This window comes from Rhizobacter sp. P1_G5 (genome assembly GCF_056405435.1).
In genome coordinates, this window is the sequence record NZ_JBFUCB010001049.1 from 1 (window position 1) to 1,067 (window position 1,067).

Here is a 1,067-nt window from a genome sequence, read left to right on the forward strand (position 1 = left end):
CGCTGGTAGAACGCCGGCAGTTCGAGGTAGGGCGCCGGGTCGGCCATGTACTCGGCCAACCCATGCTGCACCGGCGTGTTGACGGTGAAGACGTTGAACTGGTGCACCTTGCGGAACTCGGCCGTGAGCGGCGCGGGCGCCGCGACGTAGCCGACCTTCCAGCCGGTCACGTGGTAGGTCTTGCCGAAGCTCGAGACGATGAAGCTGCGCGCGGCCAGCTCCGGGTGGCGCGCGACGCTTTCATGCCGCTGGCCGTCGTACACCATGTGCTCGTAGACCTCGTCGGCGATCACGAACACGTCGGTCGGGCGCAGCAGCTCGGCCAGCTGCTGCATCTCGGCGGCGGTCCAGACGGTGGCGCTCGGGTTGTGCGGCGTGTTGATGATGATCGCGCGGGTGCGCGGCGAGAGCGCGGCGCGGATGCGCTCGAAATCGGGCCGGAAGGTGCGGGGCGTCAGCGGCACGTGCACCGCGGTGCCCCCCGCCAGCACGATGTTCGGCTCGTAGCTGTCGTAGCACGGGTCGAGCACGATCACCTCGTCGCCCGGGTGCACGATCGCGAGGACCGCCGTGATGATGGCCTGCGTCGCGCCGGCGGTGATCGTGATCTCGGTGCCGGGGTCGTACGCATGGCCGTACAGCGTGGCGATCTTCGCGGCCACCGCCTCGCGCAAGGCCGGCACGCCGGTCATCGGCGGATATTGGTTCAGGCCGCGGTGCATCGCGCCGCTCACCGCATCGAGCAGCCGCGGGTCGCCGTCGAAATCGGGGAAGCCCTGGCCGAGGTTGACGGCGCCGTGCTGCTGCGCAAGGGCCGACATCACGGTGAAGATGGTCGTGCCGACCTGCGGCAGGCGGCTTGCGATGGTGGGGGTTCGCAGGGTGGTCATGGCGGGTGGATCAGGGCTGATGGATCTCAGAGCTGGTAATCGTGTCCGGCGTCGGCGGCGTCGCCGCTCATCGCGCGCGCGATCAGCCCGCGGTTCAGGCGGTCGGACAGCATCTCGGCGAACGCGTAGACGAAGTTGCGCAGGTAGGCGCCGCGCTTGAACGCGACGCGCGTGACG

The 1,067-nt window shown here is 69.4% G+C and carries 1 protein-coding gene and 1 pseudogene; both read right to left on the reverse strand.

Annotated elements, in window-relative coordinates:
• A partial coding sequence (locus tag AC1D12_RS33890) for a methionine aminotransferase (protein WP_477845460.1) occupies positions 1 to 890 on the reverse strand: 890 nt, incomplete at its 3' end.
• A gap of 26 nt (positions 891 to 916) precedes the next feature.
• Positions 917 to 1,067: pseudogene (locus AC1D12_RS33895) on the reverse strand (transcriptional regulator); the annotation flags it as partial.